At 51.0% G+C, this 20672-nt stretch carries 22 protein-coding genes; 14 read left to right on the forward strand and 8 right to left on the reverse strand.

Annotation, left to right across the window (positions count from 1 at the left end; all coding sequences use genetic code 11):
• Window positions 1–32: 32 nt before the first annotated feature.
• On the forward strand, window positions 33–2297 hold the full coding sequence (locus ACY2RQ_RS14900) for a hypothetical protein (RefSeq protein WP_490113776.1): 2265 nt from the start codon (window positions 33–35) through the stop codon (window positions 2295–2297).
• 102 nt (window positions 2298–2399) lie between these two features.
• On the opposite strand, the gene cysQ is transcribed toward ACY2RQ_RS14900, so the two are convergent.
• On the reverse strand, window positions 2400–3218 hold the full coding sequence (gene cysQ / locus ACY2RQ_RS14905) for a 3'(2'),5'-bisphosphate nucleotidase CysQ (protein ID WP_490113777.1): 819 nt from the start codon (window positions 3216–3218) through the stop codon (window positions 2400–2402).
• 4 nt (window positions 3219–3222) lie between these two features.
• Window positions 3223–3774, reverse strand: a complete 552-nt coding sequence (gene nudE, locus ACY2RQ_RS14910; RefSeq protein ID WP_490113778.1) for an ADP compounds hydrolase NudE — start codon at window positions 3772–3774, stop codon at window positions 3223–3225.
• 164 nt (window positions 3775–3938) lie between these two features.
• On the opposite strand from nudE, the gene yrfG reads away from it, so the two are divergent.
• Together yrfG and hslR are read left to right on the forward strand one after the other, a co-directional pair.
• Window positions 3939–4610: a GMP/IMP nucleotidase gene (gene yrfG, locus ACY2RQ_RS14915; protein WP_490113779.1), complete on the forward strand. Its 672-nt coding sequence runs from the start codon at window positions 3939–3941 to the stop codon at window positions 4608–4610.
• The gene (gene hslR, locus ACY2RQ_RS14920) at window positions 4607–5044 is read left to right on the forward strand and encodes a ribosome-associated heat shock protein Hsp15 (protein WP_490113780.1); all 438 of its coding nucleotides are present in this window, start codon (window positions 4607–4609) and stop codon (window positions 5042–5044) included. Before yrfG ends, hslR begins: the two co-directional genes overlap by 4 nt.
• A gap of 106 nt (window positions 5045–5150) precedes the next feature.
• Here the strand turns inward: hslR and ACY2RQ_RS14925 are convergent, their stop codons facing one another.
• The 3 genes from ACY2RQ_RS14925 to ACY2RQ_RS14935 form a co-directional block, all read right to left on the reverse strand.
• On the reverse strand, window positions 5151–6152 hold the full coding sequence (locus ACY2RQ_RS14925; protein ID WP_490113781.1) for an alpha/beta fold hydrolase: 1002 nt from the start codon (window positions 6150–6152) through the stop codon (window positions 5151–5153).
• 235 nt (window positions 6153–6387) lie between these two features.
• Window positions 6388–7377 (reverse strand): serine/threonine protein kinase, encoded by a 990-nt coding sequence (locus tag ACY2RQ_RS14930; RefSeq protein ID WP_490113782.1) that lies wholly within the window; start codon window positions 7375–7377, stop codon window positions 6388–6390.
• A gap of 103 nt (window positions 7378–7480) precedes the next feature.
• A complete protein-coding gene (locus ACY2RQ_RS14935; protein ID WP_490113783.1) occupies window positions 7481–8263 on the reverse strand; it encodes a ComFC family protein in 783 nt (260 codons plus the stop codon).
• A 78-nt stretch (window positions 8264–8341) separates the two neighbouring features.
• Here ACY2RQ_RS14935 and bioB point away from each other — a divergent pair, with 78 nt between their 5' ends.
• The 10 genes from bioB to ACY2RQ_RS14985 all read left to right on the forward strand — a co-directional run bounded on the left by bioB (window position 8342) and on the right by ACY2RQ_RS14985 (window position 18030).
• Window positions 8342–9394, forward strand: a complete 1053-nt coding sequence (gene bioB, locus ACY2RQ_RS14940) for a biotin synthase BioB (protein WP_490113784.1) — start codon at window positions 8342–8344, stop codon at window positions 9392–9394.
• On the forward strand, window positions 9391–10545 hold the full coding sequence (bioF, locus tag ACY2RQ_RS14945; protein WP_490113785.1) for an 8-amino-7-oxononanoate synthase: 1155 nt from the start codon (window positions 9391–9393) through the stop codon (window positions 10543–10545). The genes bioB and bioF overlap by 4 nt, the downstream gene beginning before the upstream one ends.
• Window positions 10542–11264, forward strand: coding sequence for an alpha/beta fold hydrolase (locus ACY2RQ_RS14950; RefSeq protein ID WP_490113786.1), 723 nt, complete (start codon window positions 10542–10544; stop codon window positions 11262–11264). Before bioF ends, ACY2RQ_RS14950 begins: the two co-directional genes overlap by 4 nt.
• Before the next feature lie 14 nt (window positions 11265–11278).
• Entirely contained in the window at window positions 11279–12100 is an 822-nt protein-coding gene (gene bioC / locus ACY2RQ_RS14955) for a malonyl-ACP O-methyltransferase BioC (protein ID WP_490113787.1), read from the forward strand.
• 89 nt (window positions 12101–12189) lie between these two features.
• On the forward strand, window positions 12190–13404 hold the full coding sequence (locus ACY2RQ_RS14960) for a protein kinase domain-containing protein (protein ID WP_490113788.1): 1215 nt from the start codon (window positions 12190–12192) through the stop codon (window positions 13402–13404).
• 109 nt (window positions 13405–13513) lie between these two features.
• Window positions 13514–14191, forward strand: coding sequence for a dethiobiotin synthase (gene bioD, locus ACY2RQ_RS14965; protein ID WP_490113789.1), 678 nt, complete (start codon window positions 13514–13516; stop codon window positions 14189–14191).
• 13 nt (window positions 14192–14204) lie between these two features.
• Entirely contained in the window at window positions 14205–14615 is a 411-nt protein-coding gene (locus ACY2RQ_RS14970) for a hypothetical protein (protein ID WP_490113790.1), read from the forward strand.
• A gap of 324 nt (window positions 14616–14939) precedes the next feature.
• Entirely contained in the window at window positions 14940–16736 is a 1797-nt protein-coding gene (locus tag ACY2RQ_RS14975) for an acyl-CoA dehydrogenase C-terminal domain-containing protein (RefSeq protein ID WP_490113791.1), read from the forward strand.
• A 145-nt stretch (window positions 16737–16881) separates the two neighbouring features.
• Window positions 16882–17199 carry a hypothetical protein gene (locus tag ACY2RQ_RS14980; protein ID WP_490113792.1) on the forward strand — a complete coding sequence of 106 codons (318 nt, stop codon included), beginning with the start codon at window positions 16882–16884 and terminating at the stop codon, window positions 17197–17199.
• Window positions 17200–17280: 81 nt separating this feature from the next.
• Window positions 17281–18030, forward strand: a complete 750-nt coding sequence (locus ACY2RQ_RS14985; protein ID WP_490113793.1) for a TIGR00266 family protein — start codon at window positions 17281–17283, stop codon at window positions 18028–18030.
• 15 nt (window positions 18031–18045) lie between these two features.
• On the opposite strand, the gene ACY2RQ_RS14990 is transcribed toward ACY2RQ_RS14985, so the two are convergent.
• Entirely contained in the window at window positions 18046–18690 is a 645-nt protein-coding gene (locus tag ACY2RQ_RS14990; RefSeq protein WP_490113794.1) for a chorismate mutase, read from the reverse strand.
• A gap of 76 nt (window positions 18691–18766) precedes the next feature.
• The gene (locus ACY2RQ_RS14995; RefSeq protein WP_490113795.1) at window positions 18767–19252 is read right to left on the reverse strand and encodes a GNAT family N-acetyltransferase; all 486 of its coding nucleotides are present in this window, start codon (window positions 19250–19252) and stop codon (window positions 18767–18769) included.
• 98 nt (window positions 19253–19350) lie between these two features.
• Here ACY2RQ_RS14995 and ACY2RQ_RS15000 point away from each other — a divergent pair, with 98 nt between their 5' ends.
• Window positions 19351–19653, forward strand: coding sequence for a DUF2288 domain-containing protein (locus tag ACY2RQ_RS15000; protein ID WP_490113796.1), 303 nt, complete (start codon window positions 19351–19353; stop codon window positions 19651–19653).
• 23 nt (window positions 19654–19676) lie between these two features.
• On the opposite strand, the gene ACY2RQ_RS15005 is transcribed toward ACY2RQ_RS15000, so the two are convergent.
• Window positions 19677–20276, reverse strand: coding sequence for an acyloxyacyl hydrolase (locus tag ACY2RQ_RS15005; protein WP_490113797.1), 600 nt, complete (start codon window positions 20274–20276; stop codon window positions 19677–19679).
• Between the last annotated feature and the right edge of the window lie 396 nt (window positions 20277–20672).

The raw sequence follows: 20672 nt of genomic DNA on the forward strand, positions 1-20672 counted from the left end.
CACGACACAGTAACCTGATAAAGGTCTTCATAATGATTGCTCGTCTTTTTCCAGGAACAGTATTTTTATTCTTCTTGTTATGTGTCCTGCTGGCAGCAACCCGGTGTTATTCAGAAGACCCGGATGTGTTGCAGGTGGATATCCAGGTTGAAGGAATAAATGGAGTCCAGCACTACAGCTATCCAGCCACAATCACTTCCCGGGCATCTCCGGAAAAATCATCCTTGAAAATGACTGTCGATTTTGAAACCGGGAAGAATCCCTACTATCTCCACATAACTCCCAGGGAACCGGCTGACAGAAGCAATAAAACCATTGTCGCCAGCCTTTACACCAGCGAGAAGAACCAACCGGCTTCCACCCCACTTTCAAGTTTGCTGATTACGCCGGAAAATAGACGGATTAAGGTAGAATGGACTGATTCAAAGCAGCGCCCCATCAGGACTGCCCACTGGAACGCCCCGGGAAATATAAAAAGCGTTGCAGTTGTTCACAAACCCGGTGATGCGCAGATTATCATCCAGCCCCTGGGGATTCTTGAAGCTCTGTTACCCTTTTCCCGCAGGATGCTCCGGACATCTAATCTTCCCGTAGTGTCTTTTGACAAGGATAAACAGCACGAGTTGCTGAATAAAATGTTCACACCTGTAAAAGCAGCCAGCTCAGACGCTGGAGAAATTCATGGTAACAGGCTTGTTTATAGAACAGATAAACCCTTTAATATTCCTTCCATTCCGGTTTTCAAACTCCGCTCCGGCTCAGCCTGGGCCCTGGCCTCGGTTCACGGCCCTACCGGTATCGAATTAGTCAGTACGCCATTCACTGTGCGCACACGCAATGAAGGACAACAACAGTATTTCTTAAATGTTCGCCAGGTTGATCAGGATATTGTTTTCCGCCTTCTTCCATTCCAGGCACTCAACTCCCAGGCAAGCCTTTATGTGGATACTGAAGGTGATGAGGTTTCCCTGCACTACGCTGAAGATAGCCGCTCCGAGATATTCAATAACGGTGAAAATCTAGGTTATGTTGAAGATATAACCCTGCCCGGCGATACTTCACAGCCTCTGGAAACACTGGCCCCGAAACTGGATGTTATCCCCATCATTAATATGTTGCTGAAAGCAAAAAGCGGATCTGTTGATCACAACGCTTCATTTTCGCTGACGACACCTTCCGGTTCAGTATATTCCGGCTCAGAACTCTCACAGGAACATATTGATTTACCCTTCCAGAACTCTGTTATACATACCCAGGCGGTTTATACGGGTAAAAATCCCCTGCATGGTATCAGTATTGGGCCACTGTTACTCAATCTTGGACAGGGTAACCGCCTCTATATTCTTAACTACTACCAGCATTCACCATCCTCCTTCACGGCTTCACTCTCCCTTGCTTCCGGATGGTCCCCCTTGCAGAATGCCGTCAAGCAACAGGTAATCCGTTCCCTGAATGGCACAAGTCCTGATACTGTGGCTTCCTTCCATGTTGATTTCAAAGAAGATGCTCTTATAACAAAAATCGTGGGCAAAGAGACATTCCAGGAGCATATCCCCTGGAGTAAAAACAGCCTGGAAAACACTCTGGGCATTTTCCCTCAATCAAAGGCTAAAATGGTCGTCAATCCTGCTGCCTGTCTCAGCCTGCTGATTGACGCAGTCACATTATCATCAGTAGAAATCGACAAACATCAGATAGAAGACCTGTTCATTCCCAACGTCAGGATGGGGAAAAAGCTGGAGCCGCCGGAAAGAAATCTTCAGACAATACCTCACTGGTACAGGCCTGGCCTGCGCCATGTGGCAGCATTCTCAAAGTTTCCACGCAAAGTGACAGGTAAAGTGGCAGCTTTGCCAGTCCGGGCAGTTAAAAGTAGTACCGAATATGCTTTGAACAACCCCCGCAGGACAGCAGCCATAACTTTATCACTGGCAGCAGTAACTGGTGCGGTACAGTTTATGAATCCGAGCCTGTTTCCTTCTGTTATTGAATCATCCTCAGCCATGGCTGGTAATGTAACAGCTTCGGCATGGAATATGGCTCAAGGGATTGTTATGCCCGTTGCAGAAACCGCTCAAGGCGCGTTGTACCAGGCAGCAGGGGTGGGGAAAGGAATTGTTTCCCCTGTCATTAATGGTGCCCACAGTATTATGACGGGTGCCTGGCAACTGGGTAAGGGAATGGTTGTTGGTTCTGGGAACATTACCGGGATAGTAACGTCTGCCACAGCTGACGGCACCAACATTTCAGCGACCGAAGCCATACTGAATGTCACAGCAGGAAACAAAACCCTATAAGGTTTATACGTCAAGGGGCTGATAACCTGTCAGCCCCATTCTTTCTTAAGGACATCTCTAATAGGCTCTCTTACAAGGTTGTCTTAAAAGAGAAAATAAAAGTTACAGCAGCAGGTTTTCCCATTCGGCATTAGGATCACCGAAAGCATAAAAGTCCGGGTTAATCAGGCTCTCTTTCTGGTTGTAACGAAGTGGCTGGAGGCTCGCATCCACAATCTTTCCTCCAGCAGCTTCCAAAATAGCCTGGGCGGCGGCTGTATCCCATTCACAGGTTGGCCCCCGCCGTGGGTATATATCCACACGACCTTCTGCCACAAGGCAGGTTTTCAGTGAACTGCCGGCAATGGTCAGGTGAACTTCAGAAAACCGCTGTTCAAAGCGTTCAACCAGATCCTTTAACTGTTCCCTGCCATGATGTCGGCTGACAGCAACATTTAACAAACCTTCCGGTGCGCAGGAGCGGGTCTGAATCTGTTCAGGTTGATGCCCTTCTTTCTGCCGCCAGGCACCGTGAAGGGACGGGCCACCATAATAAAACGCCCGGGATACGGGAATGTAAATCATACCCAAAACAGGGCGGCCGTCTTCTATCAGCGCAATATTAACGGAAAATTCATTGGTACGCCCAATAAATTCCTTGGTACCATCCAGAGGATCTACCAACCAGTAATGTTTCCACCGGCTGCGTTCCTCAAAAGACGGCAGTGTTCCTTCTTCCGAAAGCACCGGAAAACCCGCCTCCAGGAGTTCAAGTCCGTCAGTGATAATACGGTGGGCCTGACGATCCGCCTCTGTTACCGGAGAGCTGTCTTTTTTCCGGGTAACAGAAATCTTGTCCTCAGAATAAACGGCAAGAATGGCTTCTCCGGCCTTGAGACACAATTCCTTCAGGCTATCCACCAGAGCATTATCAATATTCATTCTGTTACTCCTGTCTCAACATATCGCGTACCAGATAGAGCGCAGCCATGGCCCGGGCTTCTGAAAAATCAGGGCGGGCAATCAACTCCGGCAGTTCATCGAAAGAAAAGATATGCACACCCAGCTCTTCCGGTTCATCTCCCTTCAAACGTTCTTCATACAAGTCCCGGGCCAGAACCACTTGCATACGGTGAGTCATATAATTCGGGGACAGGGTAAATTCAGTAATATGCTCCAGATGTCGTGCACCATAGCCGGCTTCTTCCTTTAACTCCCTGTTCGCACCATCAATAAGGTCTTCGCCAAATTCTACCAGTCCTTTGGGCAAAGAGAGCTGATAATCTTCGGTACCAGCCGCATACTCTTCGATCATCACAAACCGGTTATTTTCCAGTACCGGCACCACCATGACCGCCTGGTGTCCACCACCAAAGCCAGCCATCCGCTCATAAAGCCGCTCTACGCCATTGGAAAAACGCAGGCTTATCTGCTCAACTCGAAACAGTGCGCTGCGGGCAACTTCCTTGACACTCAGTATTTCCGGCATTTTTTTCATATTGCTCTTGTTCCCGTTCTCATAGAGTTAACGCGTCCGCCACTGAGCCCCTCAACAGGCTTGGGGACATTTATTATAAAACCCCTGATTTATTCCGTGCAGGTACTTTTTTTCCGCCCATTCAGGGTATATTTCCATAAACCGATTTTATGGACAGTACCACAATGTCTGATACTCCTATTATCTCCTGGCCTGATATTGATACTGTGTTGTTTGATATGGACGGCACCCTGCTGGATCTCCATTTCGACAGCTACTTCTGGAAACAGCTGGTGCCCGCCCGCTATGCAGAAACCAATGGCATCAGTTTTGATGAAGCCTGGGGATATATGTCACCCAGGCTGGATGCAGTCGCGGGTACCCTTGAATGGTACTGTTTTGATTTTTGGAGCCGTGAACTGGGGCTGGATATTGTCTCCATGAAACGGGAAATCACCCACAAAATACGCTTTCGCCCCCATGCCAGAGAGCTGCTGGAAGCTCTGCATAAATCCAATAAGAAAGTCGTTCTTATCACCAACAGCAGCCGGGATGGCCTGAATCTGAAAATTGAGATGCTGGACTTTGCCGGTTATTTTGACCAGATATTTTCCTCCCATGACTTCGGCCACCCCAAAGAGGACCAGGCGTTCTGGCACCACCTTGCCAAAGAATGTGAATTTGACCCTTCCCGTTCACTCTTTGTTGATGACAATATTGATATTCTCAGATCTGCCCGCACTTATGGCATATCCTATCTTCTGGCTATTCTGCGTCCTGACCTTTCGCTGCCCGGCGTCAATACTCAGGAGTTCGCTGCAGTTGATAATTTTGAGGCTCTGTTACCCGTACAATGAATAAGCGCAGCCAACAGGAACGCTCTGCCAGAGAGCAAAATACCGAAGAGAAAGTTCGTCTTGATAAATGGCTTTGGGCGGCCCGTTTTTATAAAACCCGCTCTGTCTCACGGGATGCCATTGAAGGAGGCAAGGTTCATGTGAACGGTCAGAGGGCCAAGCCCAGTAAAGATGCCCGTATCGGCGACACTATAGTGCTACGCCAGGGCTTTGATGAGAAAACTATCGTGATCAAGGCTCTCTCCGGTACCCGGCGCGGCGCTCCCGAAGCCCAACTGCTCTATCAGGAAACCGAAGACAGTGTTCAAAAGCGTGAAGAGGAAGCCGCCCATCGCAAAGCTGTAAGAGGTTCTTATCCGTTCTCCGACCGTCGCCCGGACAAAAAACAGCGACGGGATATCGAGCGTTTACGCCAACAGGACTTTGATACCTGATTATTAAATCTGGTTTGGAAACAGGGAACTCTTGCTCCCTTTATGGGGGCCGGGTGAGCCTGTAGCTCCTCTGACAAACCGGTTATGCTCCCGGCTCTAATGCAAACTATTGTTCTGGCAGCAAGGCTCCGGCCATAACAGCCCCGGGGGAATTTATTACCAGGCCAGGAACAAATTTGTCCACCAGTCGTGCCACTGTTTCCGGGTCTTCAATCATTGGCCCGTGACCTATCCCCTGCAAACGATGTATAGGAAGCTCCGGGCGCAATGCGTGAACGTAATCGGCACCGGCTATGCTCATCAACCGGTCATCTTCCCCCCAGATAAGCTGCGTGGGGACACGAATGGATCTGACAATATCTTCAAAGGACAACTTCCCGGACTGGATGTCTCTACGTGTTTCCAGCATGCCATTAATGACTCTCTCCAGTTCCGGGCAGTTGCGCAGATGCTCCCAGGCCAGTATGCGGGTTAAACCCAAAGGCAGCCATGGAAGGCGATTAGCGACAAAATGCAGTACGGCCTCAAAATCTTCGGCCTTGTTAATAATCAGGCGGTTATGGCCAGTCTGCAGCAGTTCCTGAAGAAAGGGCGTTAAATAGGAACTGTCGGAATGTGTAGGTTCTACCCCAGCAGGGGCGATCAAAGTAAGGCTTGCAATCCGGCCGGGATTCTCGCTGGCATAAAGGCCGGATGTCGTGGCTCCGGCAGACTGAGCAATAATATTGACCTTCCCAAGGTGCAGTTCATCCATAAATGCCCCCAGCCAGCGGACATTCTCCTCCACTCTGTAGGTTCTGTTCGGGTCACGACAACTTTGCCCATGGCCGGGCATATCCGGAATAACAAGATGATATTTGCGGCTCAGCCAGGGCACCATATACAACCAGGCTTCCCGGGCCAGCCCCACTCCATGGAGAAATACCAGGGTCGGCCCCTGGCCTTTCTCCAGATAGCGGGTCACGCAGCCATCTGCGATGACATCCCGATTGCTGAATCCATAATACGAAGCAACCACCTCACGCCCTGTATTAAATATTGCCTGGTTTACATGGTCTGATGCCTGCTGAACCTGGCTCCACACAGTAAATAACAGGGCTGAAAGCATAAGGCGGCTCCCCCGAACATCCCGAAAACAACAGCCGCTCAGTGTAGTACAGGAGTTCCTGAATATCAGAACCTCTCACTCCCTTTATATGGATTTTGTTGGCCGGGTGAATCTTGTTCCTGAGGTCGTGGCCGATCGCCTTTGGGTGAAAGATTCCCTGATTGATGAAGAACAAAGGCAGAGAGAAGTCAAACAGGAGCTGACATGAAGCCCCGGTTTTCAAAGTGGTTTGGGTTTAAAAGATCGTAAGGGGTTCTTCGTCCAGCGCGGCCATCTGTTCCCGCAACTCCAGAATATGGTCAGACCAGTAACGTTCACTGTTAAACCATGGGAATGCGATGGGAAATGCCGGATCACTCCAGCGGCGGGCCAGCCAGGCGCTGTAATTCATCAGGCGCAGGGTACGCAGGTATTCGACCAGGTTCAGTTCGGCCGGATTAAAGTCATGGAATTCGTTGTAACCATCCATCAGTTCTGAGAGCTGGGCCATGCGACTGTTGCGGTTGCCGGAGAGGAACATCCACAAGTCCTGGATAGCCGGACCGTTGATGCAGTCATCAAAGTCTACAAAGTGGAACATGTCATCCCGCCACAGGATATTGCCTACATGGCAGTCACCGTGGAGGCGAATCATTTCAGGATTATTAGCCTCGTCGATAACTTCAAGCTTCTCAATAAGGTCACGGGACAGGGTTTCGTACGCAGGTATCAGTGTTGGAGGAATAATATCGTTCTCCAATAGATAGGCGGCGCTGTCTTTGGCGTAATGTTGCAGGGAGATTTCTGTTCGGTAACTGAATGTGCGGGTGGAACCGGCTTTATGGATACGACCCATCAGCTGCCCGAGGCTGAACAGGTGATCCATATTATCCAGCTCCGGCGCATGGCCGCCCTTGCGTGTATAGACGCTGAACATAAAACCGTTGAAGTCGTGCAGCGTTTTTCCGTTGCCCTGTACCTTTGGAGGTATAACCGAAATATCCAGGGCCTCCAGCTCAAGGGCGAAGGCGTGTTCTTCCAGAATCTGCTCCCGGCTCCAGCGTCCGGGTCTGTAGAACTTCACTATGACCGGAACATCATCTTCAATCCCGACCTGGTACACCCGGTTTTCATAGCTGTTCAGGGCGAGAATGCGGACATCACTCATATAGCCCAGTGATTCGACAGCATCGATGACTGTATCCGGGGTCAGGGTGTCGTAAGGGTGCTGGGCTGAAGATGTCATTGGCGACTCCGGAGTAAAGTCTGCCTATTGTAGGGAGCAAGCGTCCGGTCTTCACGCAGAAATTACCTGAGACCGGATTGTTATATTCATCAAGGCGGTTTCACTATCGGGGCGGAGTGCGGGCCAGACACCAGATATCAACCCGTTCAACCCCGCTGCTCTTGAGCAGTTTGCTGAGTTCTTCGGCAGTTGCGCCCGTAGTCATGACATCATCGACCACTGCGACATGGCGGTATTTCAGAGGTTTTTTCAGGGAAAAGGCATGGCGCAGATTTGTCTGTCGATCTCGGGAGGAAAGTCCCTTCTGTGCAGGGGTATAGCGGGTACGGTGAACATGGCGGTGCAAAACAGGAATACCGATTTTCCGGGAGAGCTGGCGGGCGATCAATGCGGCCTGGTTAAACCCCCTCACCCTTAGTCGCCACCAGTGCAGAGGCACGGGAACAATGGCTTCCGGCCATGGGTTGCTGTTAAAAGAACTGCTGTTATAAGAATTGCTGAAAGAGTCATCAGAATAGTGATCCTGTAAAGCGCTTATCAGGTGTTGCACAAGGGGACGAAGGAACACCAACCGGCCTGCGTACTTGATACGGCCCATCATCTCGGAAACCGGGTGGGCATAGAGGAGCGGGGCTATACAGCAGTGGAAACGGTCAGGATTTTGCTGGCAGCGTTTGCAAAGCAGGGCATCCGAAGTTGGCAGGGGTTCCTGACACTGCTGACAGCACCATTCCGGCGTGGGAAGCTTCGAGAGGCAGTTGTCGCATACTCCTGAAGCGGGTGAACAGATATCATGGCATAGCAGGCACGCTGCTATCTTTTTCTGGTTAAAAAGCAGCCAAAGGTAAACCTTGCCTGTTTCTGTCAGTTGACTGAAGTGCTTCATCGGGTATTATCGAGAAAGTTATCACCTGTTCAGAAATATCCGGTCACTCAGGACCGGAGCAAAAGAAGCCTGAAGACCATGACCCAGAATGTCTCTGTTCGCCACAATTGGACTGTTTTTGAAGTGGAAGAGCTTTTTGCTCTGCCCTTCAATGACCTGATGTTTCGTGCGCAAACCATACACCGCCAGAACTTCGATCCGAATCAGGTGCAGGTTAGTACACTGCTGTCCATTAAAACCGGGGCCTGCCCGGAAGACTGCAAGTACTGCCCCCAGAGCGGTCATTACAATACCGGTCTTGAGAAAGAAAAGCTGATGGAAGTGCAGCGGGTTCTGGACAAAGCCAAGCAGGCGAAGAGTATTGGTTCTACCCGCTTCTGCATGGGCGCGGCCTGGAAAAACCCGCCGGAAAAAGACTTTCCCTATGTTCTGGAGATGGTGAAGGGTGTTAGGGAACTGGGTCTGGAAACCTGCATGACCCTGGGCAAGCTCACCAAAAAGCAGACTGAACAACTGGCTGAAGCAGGTCTCGATTACTACAACCACAACCTCGACACATCCCCCGAATTCTACGGCAACATTATCACCACCCGAACCTACTCTGACCGTCTCGAGACTCTGGCCCACGTCCGTGATTCCGGCATGAAAATCTGCAGCGGCGGTATTGTTGGCCTTGGTGAAACCACCCGTGACCGTGCCGGACTGCTGGTGAATCTGGCCACTCTGGATGTGCACCCGGAAAGTGTGCCCATCAACATGCTGGTAAAGGTTGATGGTACGCCCCTGGACAGCATTGATGATGTTGAGCCTTTTGATTTTATCCGTTGCATAGCTGTTGCCCGTATTCTTATGCCTGAATCCCATGTCCGTCTCTCCGCCGGCCGTGAAGAGATGAACGAACAGATGCAGGCCCTGGCCTTTATGGCTGGGGCCAACTCTATTTTCTACGGTGAATGTCTGCTGACCACGCCCAATCCCGAAGCCAATAAGGATCGGGAGCTGTTTGATAAGCTGGGCATTAAGCCTGAGCGCGGCGTTGTGAAGCAGGACGACGAAGAGCAGCAGGCTGAACTTCTGGAGCAGGTGCAAAAGAGACAGGACGAAAGCCTGTTTGTTGATGCCGCCGTATGAGTGCGTTTGATCTGGAGTCTGCCCTGGCTGAACGCCGGGCAGACAGCCTGTACCGGGAGCGCCGTACCCTGGAAAGCCCCCAGGAACCGGTGATGACTGTGGATGGTCAGCAAAAGCTGGCGTTTTGCAGCAATGATTATCTTGGGCTGGCGAATCATCCTGAAGTTGTTGCCAGTTTCAAGAAGGCTGCTAATGAGTATGGCCTCGGTGGTGGTGCGTCTCATCTGGTGATAGGACACAGCCGTGCCCATCAGCAACTGGAAGAAGAGCTGGCGGCTTTTACTGACCGTGAGCGTGCATTGCTGTTTTCCACAGGCTATATGGCCAACCTGGGTGTGATCAGCGCCCTGTTGGGTAAAAGTGATGGCGTGTTTCAGGACCGCCTGAACCATGCTTCTCTTCTGGATGCCGGACATCTTTCCGGTGCCCGTTTTCAGCGTTATCTTCACAACGATCCGGAAAGTCTTGAACTGAAACTGTCCCGCGCTGAAGCCCGTCGCAAGCTGGTTGTGACTGACGGGGTGTTCAGTATGGACGGCAATATTGCTCCCCTGAGAGAGCTTTCACAGGTTGCCGCCAGACACGATGCCTGGCTGATGGTGGACGATGCCCATGGTTTTGGCACTGTTGGTCAGGGAGGGCGTGGCGTTGCCGATCTGTTTGCTATGAACACCGCAGATTTGCCTGTGCTGGTGGGAACCCTGGGCAAAGCTTTTGGTACAGCCGGTGCTTTTGTTGCGGGGAGCGAGGCATTGATCGAAACCCTGATCCAGTTCTCCCGCACCTATATTTACACAACGTCTCTGCCGCCGGCTGTGGCTGCCGCCACGCTGACCAGTCTTCGCTTGCTGGAGAAAGAAGACTGGCGTCGTGAACGGCTGGCAGTTCTGATTGCCCGTTTCCGCTCCGGTGCTGAACAGTTGGGTTTAGCCCTGATGGATTCCAGCACGCCGATTCAGCCCATTCTTGTGGGCAGCGCAGATAAGGCTATGGCCATGAGCGCAGGGCTGGCGGAAAAAGGAATTCTGGTCACAGCGATTCGTCCGCCTACCGTGCCGAAGGACACAGCTCGTCTGCGGGTAACTTTCAGTGCCAGCCATACGAAAGAGCAGGTTGATCAGCTGCTGAATGCACTGGAGGCATTACGATGAAATCGGAAGTTAAACAGGTGCTGCTGGTCTCCGGCTGGGCAATGTCGCCAAATATTCTTGATGGGCTTGCTGAGCAGGTTAGAGAGCTGGGTTATTCCGTAAGTGTGATGGCATTGTCGGATGCTGATGGAGAGTCCTGGGAAGATCTGTTTCAGTCCATAGACTCCCATTTGAATGACAAACCCACTGTACTGGTGGGCTGGTCCCTCGGAGGTAATACCTGTGTGCGTTTTTCCACACAGTATCCTGAAAAGATTGCCGGAGTCATCACCCTTGGCAGTACACCCTGTTTTGTTGCTGCGGATGACTGGCCTGAAGGCCGGCCACCGGAAGCTTATAAAGAGTTTGCCGACAGCGCCGCCCAGGATATGGCATTAACCCTCAAAGGGTTTGTACCGGTCTGTGCCAGAGGCAGTGAGAACCCGAAAGGTGCAATTCGTGCACTGCGGTCGTCTGCCAAAGCAGCTCTGGAAACAGATACAGACTGGCGCGAGTTGTTGAACAGATTGGCAGAAGATGCCCGGGATCTTTGGCCACAGGTGCAATGCGAGGTTGAACACTTTGTTGCTGATCAGGACCCGCTGGCGGTTTACGACAGCCTTAAACAGTTATTGCCTCAACAGAGGGTGACATCTGTATCCGGCAGTCATGCCTTCTTTCTGGATAACCCAGAGACGGTTATCCGCTGTGTCCACAGGATGTGTGGGGGAGATGCATGAGCGGGGATGTCGTTATGTTATCTCAGCCAGTAACGGCTGAACCTGCAGAGATTAAACCGGATAAACGTCGTATAGCGGAAACCTTTGGCAAAGCTGCCAGCACTTATGATGCTGTCGCAACGTTGCAGCAGCGGGTAGCAGGAAAGGCACGCCTGGGCTTGCCGGAACTGGAGCCTGAAGCTGCCATTCTGGATATGGGTTGCGGTACAGGCAATGAAACCCGAGCGCTGGTTGAACGTTATCCAAGCGGGAATATCACTGGCCTTGACCTTTCCGAAGGCATGCTGGACTGGGCCAGGCAGAGACCGGAACTGGCCGGGTGTCGCTGGTCTGTGGGGGATATTGAAGAACTGCCTTTCTCTGATAGTGAGTTTAATCTGGTATTTTCCAGCCTGGCGATTCAATGGTGTGAATCCCTTTCTGAGGTAATAAATCAGGTCAATAGGGTGTTAAAGCCCGGCGGCTGGTTTGTTTTCTCAACTTTGGCGGCAGGCAGCCTCCATGAACTGAATACCGCATGGCAGGTGGTTGACGATAATGTTCATGTGAACAGTTATGAAAGTTTTGAACGGCAGCAACAGAGAGCCCAGACTTCTGAACTGTCAGTTGTTTCCCTGCGCCAGCATACAGAGACCCTTTATTATCCTTCCGTAATCAGCCTGCTGGGGGAAATGAAGGCTCTCGGTGCCAATACGGTTATTGAGAATCAAAACCGTGGATTGGCCGGACGCAAAATGCTTTCCCGGTTAATGGAAGGTTATCAGCCCTTCCAGACAGACAATGGCCTGCCCGCCAGCTATCAGGTGATTTACGGGGTTATGCGTAAGCCGCGTTAACATCGCCGCCAGTCTGACAAACAAATCAAAAACCTGTTATCCCTCCCGCCACTCAAAGCTCCGAATAACCTTTTTTCGGAGCTTCGCATATGGCATCACCAATACCATCTTTCCCTGCTTTTCCGGGTAGTTCTCTGGCTGACGCTGGAGGTTCTTCGCAGGAATCCCCACAGCTTCTCACTGGTACTAATGAACCGGGAAAGTTATTGCCAACAGAGGGACAGGTGCTCCGAAAGCCTCTGGGGGGAAGGGCTGTCGCCGTTCAGGCGGAAAAACCACTAATAGAGTATGTCGATGAAAGCTTCTGGATGGGCAAGGAAGAACTTGAACTTCATCTGCCCCGCATTCTGAAAGCTTCTGACGATCAGGGGAACTCCGCGCGTATAGGGGAAATAACCATTATCAGGCTCAGCGAACAGGGAGTGGGTTCGGCTATATATCGGGTGTTCTGGCCGGGTAGAACTCCCTTTATATTAAAACTTCAGAAATCAGGCAAAGATCCGGAATATGCTTCTATTTTAGAAAGGGAAATTGAATCTGAGAGTGAAATGCTTCAAAAACTTAAGAAAAGCGAGCATATCATCACTCTCTATGCCACTGGTGTGTGGAAGAAAAAGCGCTGGCTGTTTCTGGAAGCAGGGAAGACAGATTTGTTTAATTATACCCCCCTGGGTGGCTGGACGCTAATCAGGAATGGGTATCTGGCATGTGCCCGGGATGTTGTCGGAGCAGTAAAAGAAATGCATGAACAGGGAATGCTGCACAGGGATCTTAAACCGGAGAATTTTGTTGTCTGTGACAACACCATGAAGCTTATCGACTTTGGTTCCGCTATAGACAGACTGGAAATTGAAGAATTGGACGCTAGAAGAGGAACTAAGGATTTTATGCCGCCGGAATGTCTTGTATCTCTGGATAGTAAGGATGCGAAGCTGAGGTGGTCGGTTAAATCTGATATCTGGGCTGTGGGAAAGATACTTCTTGAAGCTCTGGGGGTAATAGAGGATGAAGATTGCCTTGCTTGTTCTGGTGGCGATGAAATCAAAAGAATGACACTGGAACAGCTTTATGAGCGTTATAAAACTTCCATTGTGCGTGGGGTAAACCTTGCTGCCTGGGTGTTCAGATTAACGGGAAAGACATTTGATGAATTTATGCTTTCTCCTGTTCCGGTTTCTCCAGAAAACCTGGATACTTCTACCCTCTGGCGGCCATGGTGCGCTGTAATTGCCCTTGCCTGCCATCGAGAAAACCCCGCTCATCGGCCGGATGCTGCGACCTTATGTCAATGGTTGGGGAAATAAACGGATTTTCCTGGCGCGACAGCCAGCACATGCAGAGGTGAGGAAACGGAAGAGTGGCTGCTGTACACTCCTCTGACACTCCTAAAATTGCTGTGTTGATAGGGAAACCATGAAGAAAACGCTGTTCGTGACCGGTACCGATACTGATGCTGGAAAAACGGTTATTTCCTGTGGTTTGCTGGCCCGTGCCAGAATGGATGGACTGATAACCGCTGCCATCAAACCCATCGCTTCTGGCTGTGAAATGACCGAACAGGGATTACGCAACAGTGATGCCCTGGCCCTGCAGCAGGCCGCGACCATGGAGCTTCCCTACGAACAGGTTAACCCTGTTGCCATGGAACCGGCGATTGCCCCCCATATCGCCCTTCAGGAAAGTAAGCGACGGGTGACAGTCGACCAGCTGGCCGGTTACTGCCGTGGTGTGATGATGCGTGGTGCTAATCTGACTTTGATTGAAGGTGCCGGTGGCTGGCGTGTTCCCCTTTCTTCACGGGAGATGTATTCCAGTGTGCCAAAACAGCTTAACGCCGGCGTCGTGCTGGTTGTAGGTATGAAGCTGGGATGTATTAACCATGCGGTATTAACGGCAGAAGCTATTTTAAGGGATGGGCTGAGGCTGGTTGGCTGGGTGGCAAACAGGGCTGAATCCGAGATGAGCCATTACGATGAGAATCTGGCGACCCTGAAAAACCTGCTGCCGGCTCCCTGTTTCGGAGATGTTCCCCATCTTGATAATCCTGAAGCGGATGAAGTTGCAAAATATCTCAGCTTCACGACGAACTGAAAGGAGATTCTCTGTGTTGTCTTATGTAAAAGCCTGTCTGGTTATCGCTGGCATAATCATGATTATGGGCTGTGTACAGATTGAAAAAACACCCGAGGCGTCCGAACACTGGACAGTAAAAAATGGCCAGAAGGATATTGAACAGGCTATAGAACTGTCTGAGCAGGGGGTGATTCGGGATTTACGCATTACCCGCTCCCTTCTTCCTGCCCAGATTTCTGCCTCTGGTCCTGAAGCGGTGCTGGGGTGTTTGTCTGAGGGGGGCATCTGGCTGGAACCGTATCAGGAATGCGAATATATTTCGGCGTCGGCCTGCCAAACCCTTGGAGGGGAATTTGATGAGTGTGCATCTCCCTGCCGACATGATCCCGAGGCCGAAGTCTGCATTATGATGTGTGTACCGGTTTGTGAGTTTAACCCCTGATCTATTTTATCCGCGGGTCAGAAATGGCCCGTTGTGCTGTTTCCCCTTTCCCCCTCTATCTGTGAATTCTTCCTGTTGTATAGAGCTAAATCCGGTTTTTTCGCAGGAGTTTGGCGTTAAATCCAACAGATTCCCAGGCTGCGTCGATAGGTGTAGATGCAAAAATCTTTTAGCCAGCCCTTGACACTTCAGGGACTCATACGTAAGTTTCAAACGCATGTTTTAATCCCTGCCTATACTCCCTGATAAGAGAGAAATAGATGCAAGGGAACAGCTGCCACTCAGACCGGCAAGTCAGAATCATAAATAAAGAGGTCACCAGCCATGCCAGAATATAAGGCCCCCCTACGTGACATCCGCTTTGTTCGCGATGAAGTTCTGGGTTATCAGGAGCACTACGCCACTCTGCCAGGTGCTGAAGAAGCCACTCCCGATATGATTGATGCCATCCTAGAAGAGGGTGCCAAGTTCTGCGAGCAGGTACTGTCCCCCCTGAACCGTGTGGGTGATGAAGAGGGCTGTACCTGGTCTGAAGACGGCGTGAAGACTCCCACCGGTTTTAAAGAAGCCTATCAGCAGTATGTTGAAGGCGGCTGGGCTTCTCTGGCGCACGACGTAGAAGTTGGCGGCCAGGGCCTGCCTGAGTCCCTGAATCTGGTAATGAGCGAAATGATTGGTGAGGCTAACTGGTCCTGGGGCATGTATCCCGGCCTGAGCCACGGTGCCATGAACACTCTGCATGCTCACGGTACTCAGGAGCAGAAAGACACCTACCTGACCAAACTGGTAACCGGTGAGTGGACCGGTACCATGTGTCTGACCGAGCCTCACTGCGGTACTGACCTGGGTATGCTGCGCACCAAGGCCGAGCCCCAGGCTGACGGTTCCTATGCGGTAACCGGTACCAAGATCTTCATCTCTGCCGGTGAGCATGATATGGCCGAAAACATCGTCCACATTGTACTGGCCCGCCTGCCAGACGCTCCTGCCGGTACCAAGGGTATCTCCCTGTTTATCGTACCCAAGCAGCTGCCCAACGAAGATGGCTCTGCCGGTGACCGTAACACTGTTTCCTGTGGCTCCATCGAACACAAGATGGGTATCCACGGTAATTCCACCTGCGTCATGAACTTTGACAGCGCTAAAGGCTTCCTGATCGGTGCTCCCAATAAAGGCTTGAACTGCATGTTCACCTTTATGAACACCGCACGTCTGGGGACTGGTATGCAGGGTCTGGCCCACGCAGAAATCGCTCATCAGGGCGCGCTGACTTATGCCCGTGATCGTCTGCAGATGCGCTCCCTGACTGGCCCGAAGAACCCTGAAGGTCCGGCTGACCCGATTATCGTTCACCCGGACGTGCGTCGTATGCTGCTGACCATTAAGTCCTTCTCCGAAGGTAACCGTGCTCTGGCATATTACGCTGCCAAGCTGGTTGACAAGGTTCACAGCGCCGCTGACGAAGAAGAGCGCAAAGCAGCAGATGCCATGCTGGGCTTCCTGACTCCGATCATCAAAGCTTTCATGACCGAAACTGGTTACGAAGCCGCCAATCACGGTGTGCAGTGCTACGGTGGCCACGGCTTTATCAGCGAGTGGGGAATGGAGCAGAACGTACGTGACTGCCGTATTGCCCTGTTGTACGAAGGAACCACTGGTATTCAGGCACTCGATCTGCTGGGTCGCAAGGTACTGATGAGCCAGGGCGAATCCCTGAAAGGCTTCACCAAGATTGTTCACAAGTTCTGCAAGACTAACGCAGACAACGAAGCCCTGAGCGCTTATGTGCCCAAGCTGGCTGAACTGAACAAAGAGTGGGGCGACATCACTATGAAGGTGGGCATGAAGGCCATGCAGAACCGTGAAGAGGTTGGTGCAGCTTCTGTAGACTATCTGATGTACTCCGGTTACGTGGTTCTGGCTTACTTCTGGGCCGATATGGCTCGCGTTGCCAAAGAGAAGCTGGATGCCGGCACCTCTGAAGAAGGCTTCTACACTGCCAAGCTTCAGACAGCTGACTTCTACTTCCAGAAGATTCTGCCCCGTACTCTGATGCACAAAGCCTGCATCGAAGCCGGTGCTGACAGTGTGATGGCTATGGAAGAAGCTAACTTCGGTTAATCTTCCTGCCGGCACGATGTAACACTCTCTTGTTACTCTCTTTTAACGGGCTCTTCGGAGCCCGTTTTTTATTGCCTGCCGTTTGGTGTCGGTTATCTACACTTCTCTATCACTTCTGTCGTATATGTGAATGAAGAGGTATTCCATGTTGCCAAGAATATTGTGTGTTTCGGTGTTGGCAGGTGTTTGCTCGTCCCTTTCCAGCCTGGCTTTCGGTGGTTGCGCGGAAGCCAGTTGTGGTTCTTTTGATGATCCGGGGATGCTGGTTCACTGCTGCAAGTTTACTGACTCTGTAAAGCCGTACTGGTCGCTGGAAGCCTGCAAAAATGTGCCGGGTTTGGAAGATTATGATGACTGCGATGATAGCGATACTGTAGTTGCTTATGGTTCTTCAACCAGCATTTATACCTTGTGTCGCGCAGAACAACCTGTTTACAGGAAGTGCCAGTCATCTGATGAATAAAACCGTGATACGCCAGTTTTTCTGTTCCTATGGTAGGGTTGGTCCAACACTTTTATCAGCAGCAGAAAGAGGGAGCTAGCCGTGAACAGCCATGAAGTGGATTTTCGGATTATCGGCCATGATATGCAGATGGTCGAAGTGGAACTTGATCCCCAGGAAACCGTGATTGCAGAAGCCGGTGCGATGACCTGGATGGACCAGGATATCCAGTATGAAACAAAAATGGGTGATGGCTCCAATGCGGATCAGGGTTTCTTTGGCAAGCTCTGGGGTGTCGGCAAGCGTGCTATGACCGGCGAATCTCTGTTTATGACCCACTTCAGCAATCATGGCTCAGGCAAACAGAAAGTGGCTTTTTCGGCACCTTATCCCGGTTCTATCGTTCCTGTTGACCTGGCAGAATGCGGTGGTCGTATAAACTGTCAGAAAGACGCGTTCCTCTGCGCTGCTCTGGGCACAAAGCTGGATATCGCTTTCAGCCAGAAAATCGGGGCTGGTTTCTTTGGCGGTGAAGGTTTTATCCTTCAAAGCCTGGAAGGGGATGGTAAAGCGTTTGTACATGCTGGAGGCACGGTACAGCGCCGGGAGCTGAATGGGGAGACTATTCGTCTGGATACCGGCTGTCTGGTGGCCTTCTCTGGCGGTATTGAGTACGACATTGAGATGACCAGAGGCTTAAAGAGCATGGTCTTTGGCGGTGAGGGTATGGTGATGGCGACTCTTCGGGGAACCGGCAGTGTCTGGATTCAGAGTCTGCCTTTTGCGCGTCTGGCAGATCGTATCGCTGGTGTAATTGCTAACAACTATCGTACTGGTGAAGGGGACAGTTGAGAAGAGGCTCACTGATCAGTTATGGGAGGGAAGTAATGATTGCCGAACGGGATCAGCAACATTTTTGTAGTGGAGAGGCATCTGAGAAGGCTGGTGGCTCAGTTGCCTCTCTATCTCGCTGGATACGGGGCGATATTGCAGGTTGTCAGCAATATCTGCCAGGGCTTCCAGCATGGGGACGGTCAGAGAGTTGAGCTGCTGACGAAGTTCGGAGAGACGCTGTTCCGCTTCAGCAATAGATAAAGCCGCCTCCTTGTGAACCTGTTTCTGCAGGCGTCTGGCTGCTTCAAACTGGCCTTTCATAAACTTCGTGGCCAGGGTTTCGGACAGACCGGTTATCCTGGCCGTGTTCATGGCTGACTTAAGCTCAGCATCTTCCCACTGTGGATCAGATACAGGTATTCCCAGAGTCTTTTTCACCCGGGCTATTTCAGGTATCAGGGCCAGGCGCTGGTTTATCGTTGTCAGCAGGTAAGAGATTTTGCTGCGTATGGCGGTATCGGATAGTTCCAGGTGCTGCTTTTTTAAGTCCTGAAGGGCGTTAATATTGGCTGATGGCTGGGCCGGCGCAGGGGGATTCCGGTATTCAGAGTCTGCCAGCAGCAGAATACTGGCTGGGGTCACGCTTCCCGCTGAGTAAGATGAAATCTGGTTATCCATAACACCACCTGCATTGGTCTGATGCAGGTGGTTTCGGCTCTGGGGAGAACTTCTGAAGCATTTTTTGAGGGCTGCCTTAAAGCTGTTTCTGCCAGTAGCTGACGTCCAGCCATTGATCAGATTTAAATCCGATTCGCTCGAAATGACCGACTTTTTTAAAGCCAAATTTCTTGTGGAGGCGATCGCTTCCGGGATTGGGTATGGTAACGACGCCGATAGCCGTGGTGAAGCCCCGCTCAGCCAGCTGATCAAGCAGAGCGGTATACAAAGCAGAGCCAAGACCACGGCTCTGGGTTTCAGGGTCAATATAGATGCTTGTCTCGCAGCTATGGCGATAAGCTGAACGGTCTTTCCAGGTGTTGGCATACGCATAACCGATAACCTTGCTCTCTTCCTCAGCGACCAGACAGGGATGTCGAATGGTGACCTTATTGATCCGTTCGGCCATCTGCTGTTCGCTCAGAGGCTGTTCTTCAAAAGTGCTGGTGGAGTGCTCAATATAGTGGTTATAAATTTTTGTGATGGCCGGAATATCCTTCGGCTGTAAGGGTCTGACTGGCATAACATCTCCGATAAAACATGAGCGAGTGCAGTTTTCTTTTGTGGTTTTCTGTCCCAGTGGAGTATGCCAGACTCTCCCCCCACAGGGGGATTGTATTTATGATTGATGTAAACGAAGAACTGACAACGGCTGAAAAACTGAACCTGGAAACAGCTAAAATTCCCTGGGAAGAACTGCAACGTCTGTTTGCCCGTGGTGTAGTGGTGGTTGTCGCGCCAGAACTGGATCTGGTGACCGTAAGCAGTGCCTTTGTGGATGATAAGACTGCTGACGTAAAAGCCTGGATGGAAAGCGGGCAGTTACGGCGGGCTACCGATGATGATGCCCGTAAATGGAATGAACAGAGCGCTTCTGTATGGGCTGTTGCGGCCGCGCCCTGGGTGCTGGTTCAGGATAAATAATTCAGAGTAAATAAACTGGCTGGTCAGGGAAAAGACCAGCCAAAGGCGATTTCCTGAAGATTTATGCCATCGTTCTCTTTATGCAGTCGGGCGTTTGAGTAGTGGAATACCCGCAGCATAACCTGGAACTGCTGCCTTTCACCGAACAGAAAGCCAAAACCTATACGATCTTCAAACTGCATACGCATACCGACATCGACGGGATCATTGTTGTTAGCTCTTAGAACGCTGTCTGAAAGCAGGGCAACACCGATGCCCGCTTCCGCAAAGGGAGTAAAACTCCCGAACCAGGGCGTTTTTCGGGTTATACGAAATACCGGGGAAAAGGCCAGGGCGGAGACAGCGCTTTCACCCCGGACGCTAACATCAGGCCCTTTGGACAGGTTGTTCTTCCAGTGGTTGGCAGAAAGATCAAAGTAACCGCCGATATACCAGTTCTCTTCGTTAAACCAGCGGTCTTCCCATGGGCTGGTGAGTGAGACTCTGTAACTTGTCAGATGGGCTTTGCTGCTGAAGTCCCTGCCGCCAGAAATCACCATGCCATCAAACCATTGCGCCTGGCTGAAAGATGTGAGGTTGATAAGGGCAAGGAAGAGTAATGTTTTGAAAGATAGCCGGGTCATTTATCAGCCTTTTGTCCTTATTTAAGCTGAATAAATGATCGGCGTAGGGAGTGATTTCTGGAGTTAGGTGAATAGCCGCCGGTAGGGATGGCTATCGTCAGGTTCACGATTAAGCATCCAGAGAGGAAGCAGGTTCTGGTCAAGCCAGGATTTCAGCATCAGCCACAAAATTTTCACACGTCACTCCTTCGACGGTCAGACAGAATTCAAGGCGGAGCTTTTACTGTAAACCGGGTAGCTGGGGTTGGCCAGAATTTAACCAGTCATAACTGCAGAAACACTCAGGGTTTCGATTGAAGAATAAAAACAGGCATGGAGTCATAATCTTTTTTTGAACGGGTTAAACGATCGTTTGAAAGTTGTTAATTTATGCGTATCATCACGTAACAAAACGTA

It is taken from the genome of Parendozoicomonas sp. 209JJ7-1 (assembly GCF_058147085.1).

What these genes read in the sequence shown, in the direction of transcription:
- ACY2RQ_RS14900 (WP_490113776.1), top strand. Translation starts at nt 33, where the DNA reads ATGATTGCTCGTCTTTTTCCAGGAACAGTATTTTTATTCTTCTTGTTA.
- cysQ (WP_490113777.1), bottom strand. Translation starts at nt 3,218, where the DNA reads ATGAATATTGATAATGCTCTGGTGGATAGCCTGAAGGAATTGTGTCTC.
- nudE (WP_490113778.1), bottom strand. Translation starts at nt 3,774, where the DNA reads ATGAAAAAAATGCCGGAAATACTGAGTGTCAAGGAAGTTGCCCGCAGC.
- yrfG (WP_490113779.1), top strand. Translation starts at nt 3,939, where the DNA reads ATGTCTGATACTCCTATTATCTCCTGGCCTGATATTGATACTGTGTTG.
- hslR (WP_490113780.1), top strand. Translation starts at nt 4,607, where the DNA reads ATGAATAAGCGCAGCCAACAGGAACGCTCTGCCAGAGAGCAAAATACC.
- ACY2RQ_RS14925 (WP_490113781.1), bottom strand. Translation starts at nt 6,152, where the DNA reads ATGCTTTCAGCCCTGTTATTTACTGTGTGGAGCCAGGTTCAGCAGGCA.
- ACY2RQ_RS14930 (WP_490113782.1), bottom strand. Translation starts at nt 7,377, where the DNA reads ATGACATCTTCAGCCCAGCACCCTTACGACACCCTGACCCCGGATACA.
- ACY2RQ_RS14935 (WP_490113783.1), bottom strand. Translation starts at nt 8,263, where the DNA reads ATGAAGCACTTCAGTCAACTGACAGAAACAGGCAAGGTTTACCTTTGG.
- bioB (WP_490113784.1), top strand. Translation starts at nt 8,342, where the DNA reads ATGACCCAGAATGTCTCTGTTCGCCACAATTGGACTGTTTTTGAAGTG.
- bioF (WP_490113785.1), top strand. Translation starts at nt 9,391, where the DNA reads ATGAGTGCGTTTGATCTGGAGTCTGCCCTGGCTGAACGCCGGGCAGAC.
- ACY2RQ_RS14950 (WP_490113786.1), top strand. Translation starts at nt 10,542, where the DNA reads ATGAAATCGGAAGTTAAACAGGTGCTGCTGGTCTCCGGCTGGGCAATG.
- bioC (WP_490113787.1), top strand. Translation starts at nt 11,279, where the DNA reads ATGTTATCTCAGCCAGTAACGGCTGAACCTGCAGAGATTAAACCGGAT.
- ACY2RQ_RS14960 (WP_490113788.1), top strand. Translation starts at nt 12,190, where the DNA reads ATGGCATCACCAATACCATCTTTCCCTGCTTTTCCGGGTAGTTCTCTG.
- bioD (WP_490113789.1), top strand. Translation starts at nt 13,514, where the DNA reads ATGAAGAAAACGCTGTTCGTGACCGGTACCGATACTGATGCTGGAAAA.
- ACY2RQ_RS14975 (WP_490113791.1), top strand. Translation starts at nt 14,940, where the DNA reads ATGCCAGAATATAAGGCCCCCCTACGTGACATCCGCTTTGTTCGCGAT.
- ACY2RQ_RS14980 (WP_490113792.1), top strand. Translation starts at nt 16,882, where the DNA reads ATGTTGCCAAGAATATTGTGTGTTTCGGTGTTGGCAGGTGTTTGCTCG.
- ACY2RQ_RS14990 (WP_490113794.1), bottom strand. Translation starts at nt 18,690, where the DNA reads ATGGATAACCAGATTTCATCTTACTCAGCGGGAAGCGTGACCCCAGCC.
- ACY2RQ_RS14995 (WP_490113795.1), bottom strand. Translation starts at nt 19,252, where the DNA reads ATGCCAGTCAGACCCTTACAGCCGAAGGATATTCCGGCCATCACAAAA.
- ACY2RQ_RS15000 (WP_490113796.1), top strand. Translation starts at nt 19,351, where the DNA reads ATGATTGATGTAAACGAAGAACTGACAACGGCTGAAAAACTGAACCTG.
- ACY2RQ_RS15005 (WP_490113797.1), bottom strand. Translation starts at nt 20,276, where the DNA reads ATGACCCGGCTATCTTTCAAAACATTACTCTTCCTTGCCCTTATCAAC.